This is a genomic window from Dietzia sp. Cai40 (genome assembly GCF_014145165.1).
In the GTDB taxonomy this organism is placed as follows: Bacteria; Actinomycetota; Actinomycetes; order Mycobacteriales; family Mycobacteriaceae; genus Dietzia; species Dietzia natronolimnaea.
On the sequence record NZ_JAALEB010000183.1, the window covers coordinates 1 to 6,872 of the forward strand.

The window sequence follows — 6,872 nt, forward strand, 5'->3', positions numbered from 1 at the left end:
TCCGGCGCTGCTCTGGGCCCCCGCGCTGCTCGCAGGTCGCGGCACGCGGTCAGGCGCCACCACGTGGATCCACGCGGTGGCGCCTGACGTCTCTCGTGGGTTCCGGCGGTGCCGCCTCCGTGCGGCGATCCGGTGCGCCCGGCTACGCGGCGAGCCGGCTCCCCTGGTGCCGGATCGCGGCCTCGGTGGAGACCAGGACGGTGCCGTCGACGACCCTGGCCGGGAACACGGACAGTCCGTACGACTCGTCGTCGACCCCGCGCCCGTCCTCCAAGGCGTAGGCCTGCTTGCCGATGGGGGAGATGGCCACGGGGACCCCCCCGCGGTCGCCGACGAGACCACGGCTCATCACGGCGGCCCGGGCGATCGGGTCGATGTTGCACAGGGCGTGGACACTGCCGTCGTCCAGGAGGTAGACGGCGATCTGTCGGCCGTCGGGCAGCAGGGCGGCGACGCCCCGCCCCGGGATGAGCCGCTCGAGGGGGCAGACCTCGATCTCGGTGGGGGACAGGAGTGCGGTCATGACGGTGTCCTTTCGGGGGTTCGGGTTGGGTCAGACTCGTGCGGGCATCGCGGGGGAGCCGAGGAGGACCGGGACCTTGCGGCCGTCCTTCTCCTCGAACTCGACGGTGGGGTCCGGGGACTCGGGCGCGTTGACGAAGGACACGAACCGGGCGAGCTTGTCGGGGTCGTCCAGAACCGCGGACCACTCGTCCACGTAGCCCGCGACGTGGGCCTCCATCCGACCCTCCAGCTCGGCGGCCAGGTCGAGGGAGTCGTCGCACACCACCTCGCGCAGGTGGTCGATGCCGCCGTCCAGCGATTCGAGCCAGGGCGCCATCCGCTGGAGCCGCTCGGCCGTCCGGACGTAGAACATCACCGTGCGGTCGATGTAGCGGATCAGCTCCTCGTCGGTCAGGTCACCGACGAGCAGTTGCGCGTGCCTGGGCGTCGCGCCCCCGTTGCCGCCGACGTACAGGTTCCAGCCGGTCTCGGTGGCGATCACGCCGACGTCCTTGCCGCGGGCCTCCGCGCATTCGCGCGCACACCCCGAGACCGCCATCTTGATCTTGTGGGGCGCGCGCAGTCCGCGGTAGCGGTTCTCCATCAGCACCGCCATCCCGACCGAGTCCTGCTGTCCGTAGCGGCACCACGAGGTGCCCACACAGCTCTTGACCGTGCGCAGCGACTTGCCGTAGGCGTGCCCCGACTCCATGCCGGCGTCCACGAGCCGCTTCCAGATCACCGGCAGTTCCTCGACGCGCGCACCGAACATGTCGATGCGCTGACCGCCGGTCACCTTGACGTACAGGTCGTGATCACGCGCGATCTCACCGATCACGATGAGTTGCTCCGCGGACACCTCGCCGCCCGGCATCCGGGGCACCACCGAATAGGTGCCGTTCTTCTGGATGTTGGCGAGGAAGTGGTCGTTGGTGTCCTGCAGTGCGGCCTGTTCCCCGTCGAGGACGTGGTCGGAACTGGTGGAGGCCAGGATGGACGCGACGGTGGGCTTGCAGATGTCGCAGCCGGACCCGTGGCCGAAGCGCTCGATCAGACCGGAGAAGGTCCGGATCCCGGTGACCGTGACGATCTCGAAGAGCTCCGACCGGGACTGCTCGAAGTGCTCACACAGCGCCGTCGACTGCTCGACCCCCTCCGCTTCGAGGACCTGCTTGAGCAGGGGGATACACGAGCCGCACGAGGTGCCGGCCCGGGTGCACGACTTGAGGTCGGCCACGTCGCAGGCGCCGCCGCAGATGGCCTCGCGGACGTCGCCCTTGGTGACGGCGTTGCACGAGCAGATCTGCGCCTCGTCGGGGAGCGCCTCCACCCCGACCCCGGGATCGTTACCGGTGGAGCGGGAGATGAGCGAGATCGGGTCGGGGGACGGCAGCGTGCGGCCGACGAGTGGCTTGAGCAGCGAGTACGGCCCGGAATCGCCGACGAACACCCCACCCAGGAGGGTCTGGGCGTCGTCGCTCATGACCAGCTTGGAGTAGGTCCCCGCGACGGGATCGTTGACCACCACCTCGAGGCAACCGGGCGTGACGCCGTGCGCGTCGCCGAAACTCGCCATGTCCACCCCGAGGAGCTTGAGTTTGGTGGACAGGTCGGCCCCGGTGAACTCCCCCTCGCCGCTGAGGATCGTGGCCGCGGCCACCTCGGCGGAGGTGTACCCGGGACCGACGAGCCCGTAGCAGGTGCCGTCGATGGCAGCGCACTCGCCGATCGCGTAGATGTTCGGGTCCGAGGTCCGGCACGCGAGGTCGGTGAGGATGCCGCCCCGCTCGGCGGTGTCCAGACCGGAGAGCCGCGCGAGTTCGTCCCTCGGGCGGACGCCCGCCGAGAACACCACGAAGGCGGCGTCGACGACCGTGGTGACCCCCTCGTCGTCGGTGAGTCGGACGGTCAGCCCGTCGGGCGTCTCGGCGATCTCCGTGCCGGTCACCGAGAGGTGGATCTCGATCCCCAGTTCACGGATCAGAGACGCCAGGACATGGCCGCCACCGGCGTCCACCTGCAGTGGCATGAGCCGGTCGTTGCGTTCGACCACGTGCGGCGTGAGCCCGAGCAGGCTCACCGCGTTGGCCGCCTCGAGGCCGAGCAACCCACCGCCGATCACGACGCCGTGGGAGCCCGACCCGGCGCGTTCGGCGGCCGCGCGGATCCCGTCGAGATCGTCGAGGGTGCGGTAGACGTGACATCCCGGGAGGTCATGGCCGGGCACCGGTGGGACGAACGCCCGCGAGCCGGTCGCCAGGACCAGCGTGTCGTAGGCGATCCGCTCGCCCGACGAGAGTTCGACCTCCCCGGCCTCGCGGTCGATCGCGGTGACCAGGTGACCCGATCGCACGGTCACCCGCGGATCGGCGCCGTGCCGGGCGTCCTCGAGGTGGAGCGACTCGCGGTCCCACGCCCCGACGTAGGAGGAGAGGCCGACGCGGTCGTACGCCGGGTCCGTCTCCTCGCCGATCACCGTGACGGTGAGATCGGCGGTGGCCCACCGGGACGCGAGGGTGGAGACGAACCGGTGGGCGACCATTCCGTGTCCGACGACGACGATGTGCTCGGTCATGTGGAGACCTCCTTCTAGCCTGTGCCGACCAGGCTAGAAAGCGCGTGTTTCCGCGCAGTGGCGGCGGATCACGGTGCCGTGACGACTTGCTCACAGGTGGAGGAGCGTCGGGTGAGGCCCACGGTGTCGAGCGGTGGGAGGGCTCTCAGTCGAGTGGCACGAGGTTGGCCGGAGACGCCGACACCTCTCCGACCCGGTCGAGGTTCTGGCGCAGGGTCTCCCACTCGCCGGCCGGGATCTCCTTGGTCAGCCTCCGCAGCACGGCGGCGTCCGGGGTGGCCCAGGCGACGGGCATGGGGGAGATGAACTGGTAGAGGTTGTCACCTCCGCGGGCGCTGCGGTTGCCCACCACGGCGACGCAGGGGACCCGCGTGCCCACGCGGACGTCGTGGCCCGGGATCTTCTCACAACTGCGGACGGCCAGAGCGGGGAGCGAGCCCGCGGACCGGTCGACGGCGCGGTCGACCAGGGCCAGCAGGGTGAGCCCACGCGGTCGCACCTCGGCGACGATCGCCGGGACGAGTTCCGAGGTGGCGTAGGTGTGCGCCATGGATCCCATCTTCCGGGGGATGTACCCGATCATGGCCAGGCACCCGATCGCGAAGACGCCGGCCAGCGCGGCGATGATCCAGCCCCACGGTTCGAGGCCCGAGTAGAGCAGCATCCCGGTCCCGGCGGCGAGGACGACGACCCCGAGGATCCCGGCGGACCACTGCAAACGACGCACCTCGGCCAGGCTCTCGTTGTTCTTCCGGACCCAGGCGTCGTCCACGGGGAAGTCGGCGAGGCGGTACTGCTCGTGAGGGGCGCGGGAGGTGCGATCGGAGGCCATGGACCCAGTATCCCAGGCGCCACGGCGAGGGTGGGACGCCCAGGGCGGGCCGTGTGCTCAGCCGATCCCGGGCAGCTCCGGGCCGAGCAGGTCGTCGGCGTCGGTGATCCGGTAGGCGTAGCCCTGCTCGGCGAGGAACCGCTGGCGGTGGGCGGCGTACTCCGCGTCGAGGGTGTCCCGGGAGACCACGGAGTAGAAGTGCGCCTGTCCGCCGTCCTTCTTGGGGCGCAGGAGTCGCCCGAGCCGCTGGGCCTCCTCCTGTCGGGAGCCGAAGGTCCCGGAGACCTGCACGGCGACGCTCGCCTCCGGTAGGTCGATCGAGAAGTTGGCCACCTTGGACACCACCAGGGTGGAGATCTCCCCGGCGCGGAAGGCGTTGAAGAGCTTCTCCCGCTCCTTGTTGGAGGTGGAACCCTGGATCACCGGGGCGTCCAGCTCGACCCCCAGTTCCTCCAGCTGGTCCAGATAGGCGCCGATCACCAGCGTCGGGGCACCGGAGTGCCTGGCCAGGATCTGCTTCACCACCGCGATCTTGGTGCGGGCGGTCGAGCACAACTTGTACTTGTCCTCGGCCTCGGCGGTGGCGTACATCATCCGCTCGTTCTCGGTCAGCGTCACGCGGACCTCCACGCAGTCGGCCGGGGCGATCCACCCCTGCGCCTCGATGTCCTTCCAGGGGGCGTCGTAGCGCTTGGGGCCGATGAGGGAGAACACGTCACCCTCCCGGCCGTCCTCACGGACCAGCGTGGCGGTGAGCCCGAGACGGCGACGCGACTGCAGGTCCGCGGTCATCCGGAAGACCGGTGCCGGGAGCAGGTGCACCTCGTCGTAGATCATCAGTCCCCAGTCCCGGGAGTCGAAGAGCTCCAGCGCCCGGTGCACGCCCTTGGTCTTGCGGGTGACGACCTGATACGTGGCGATGGTGACCGGGCGGATCTCCTTGCGTTCGCCCGAGTACTCGCCGATCTCGTCCTCCGTGAGCGTGGTCCGGGCGAGCAGTTCGCGCTTCCACTGCCGACCGGCGACGGTGTTGGTCACGAGGATGAGCGTGGTGGCCTTGGCGCGGGCCATCGCCGCCGCGCCGACCATGGTCTTGCCGGCCCCGCAGGGCAGGACGACGACGCCGGAGCCGCCCGCCCAGAAGGAGTCCGCGGCCATCTGTTGGTAGTCGCGGAGCTCCCAGGGCTCGGACTCGGTGGACAGGGAGATCTCGTGGGCCTCGCCGTCGACGTACCCGGCCAGGTCCTCGGCCGGCCACCCCACCTTCAGCAACTCCTGCTTGAGCCGACCGCGCTCGGACGCGTGGACGATCACGGTGTCGGCGTCGATCTCCGCCCCGAGCATCGGGGCGATCTTCTTGTGTCGCCTGACCTCGGCGAGCACTGCGGCGTCGAGAGAGATGAGGGTGAGACCGTGGACCGGGCTCTTGACCAGTTGAAGCCGGCCGTAGCGGGCCATGGTGTCCGCGATGTCGACCAGGAGCGGCTGTGGGACGGGGAAGCGCGAGTAGGTGACGAGCACGTCGACGACCTGCTCGGCGTCGTGACCGGCGGCCCGCGCGTTCCACAGGGCGAGCGGCGTGATCCGGTAGGTGTGGACGTGTTCGGGGGCGCGCTCGAGTTCGGCGAACGGGGCCAGGGCCTGCCGGGCGTCGCCTGCCTGGTCGTGGTCGATCTCCAGCAGCACGGTCTTGTCCGACTGGACGATCAGCGGTCCACCACTCACTTCGGTTCTCCTCGGTTCTCGCGGGCCCGCGTGGGTCCGACCCTCCAGTGTCCCGGAAATCGCGACGGAGGGTCGGGCCGGCGGGTGGGGTCAGCGGGTGGGGTCCACATCGGCCACCGAGATCACGCGGTGCAACGGCAGGGTCACGGCCTCGGCGGAATCGGGTTCCACCCCTTCGATCCGGCCCCCCGCGACGGAGACGGGGATGACGAGTCGCGACGTCGAGCGGCCCTGCGCGTCGACCACGGAGACCGTGACCGCGGTGCCCGACCCCGCGGCCTCGTGCAGGCGGGCGATGGCGGCCTCACCCGTGTACCCGTCACCCGAGGAACCGCGCGCCGACCGCACGCGGTCGGCCGAGCGCATCGCCGTGATCGCCGCACGGAGCTCGCCGGTGGTGGCGGTACGCGTCGGGACCCGGGGGGTGCGGCCGGGGGAGGTGGCCCGGACCCGGGCCACCGGGCGGGTGAGTGCGACGACGGCGCCGGAGGTGTCCTCGACGACGGGCGCGTACCCGTGCTCCCGGAGGGCCTCGACGAGATCCAACGGACGGGCCTGGGAGATGAGGACGGTCGGGGCGACGGAACGCAGGGCGCAACTCTCCGCCACCGGGGAGCCCAGGACCTGGGCCACAAGCGACGGGTCGTCACAGCGGAGGAACGACAGCGCGGCCCCCGCCCGGAGTCGACCGTGCCTCCGTGCGACGTCCTCGATGAGGTAGTCCAGGGACTGCGGGACCGGGGTGATCGAGGTCCGGGCGAGCAGATCCCTGATCCCGGCGGCGGTACGTCCCGAGTCCAGCGCCCGGCGCAGGGAGGTCTCGGTCACGCGGTAGGTGGTTGCGGCCCCCGCGGACTCGACGTCGGCGAGCAACGCGAAGTCCGCCGCGAGCTCCGGGACGAGCGGCCCGGGGGCGAGGATGGTGAGGTCGGCCTGGACGATCACCTCGGAGACGGGTTCGGGGAGCGCCGCCCTCAGGACCGGCTCGAGCTCGTCGGCCGAGGGGGGACCGGCGGCGGGGGGGACGGAGACCAGGATCCTGGCCGCGCTGGTGGCGGTGGTCCCCACCACGAGGCCCAGCCGACGCGCCTCGCCGACGGTCTGTGTGCAGGTCCGTGACCCGGCCCGCGCGAACCACACCGGCGAGAACCACCGGACGACCTCCGGCAGCAGGTCGTCACCGGGCTCGGCCCCGGGGTCGAGCCGGCACAGGGCGCGCAGGACCCGGTCGCGCTC

General features: G+C 71.0%; 5 protein-coding genes. All 5 read right to left on the bottom strand.

Features of this window, described 5'->3' with window-relative positions; all coding sequences use genetic code 11:
- Positions 1-142 precede the first annotated feature (142 nt).
- Entirely contained in the window at positions 143-523 is a 381-nt protein-coding gene (nirD, locus tag G6022_RS07965) for a nitrite reductase small subunit NirD (protein WP_182609571.1), read from the bottom strand.
- Between the two features lie 30 nt (positions 524-553).
- Positions 554-3,079, bottom strand: a complete 2,526-nt coding sequence (gene nirB / locus G6022_RS07970; RefSeq protein ID WP_182616220.1) for a nitrite reductase large subunit NirB — start codon at positions 3,077-3,079, stop codon at positions 554-556.
- Between the two features lie 145 nt (positions 3,080-3,224).
- Positions 3,225-3,911 (bottom strand): DUF3239 domain-containing protein, encoded by a 687-nt coding sequence (locus G6022_RS07975; RefSeq protein WP_179524653.1) that lies wholly within the window; start codon positions 3,909-3,911, stop codon positions 3,225-3,227.
- 57 nt (positions 3,912-3,968) lie between these two features.
- On the bottom strand, positions 3,969-5,636 hold the full coding sequence (locus G6022_RS07980; protein WP_179524654.1) for a DNA repair helicase XPB: 1,668 nt from the start codon (positions 5,634-5,636) through the stop codon (positions 3,969-3,971).
- Positions 5,637-5,726: 90 nt separating this feature from the next.
- The coding region (locus G6022_RS07985; RefSeq protein WP_182691324.1) for a helicase-associated domain-containing protein at positions 5,727-6,872 on the bottom strand (1,146 nt) is incomplete at its 5' end.

Excerpts from the sequence above, each read along its gene's own strand:
- nirD (WP_182609571.1), bottom strand. The coding sequence starts at position 523 with ATGACCGCACTCCTGTCCCCCACCGAGATCGAGGTCTGCCCCCTCGAG.
- nirB (WP_182616220.1), bottom strand. The coding sequence starts at position 3,079 with ATGACCGAGCACATCGTCGTCGTCGGACACGGAATGGTCGCCCACCGG.
- G6022_RS07975 (WP_179524653.1), bottom strand. The coding sequence starts at position 3,911 with ATGGCCTCCGATCGCACCTCCCGCGCCCCTCACGAGCAGTACCGCCTC.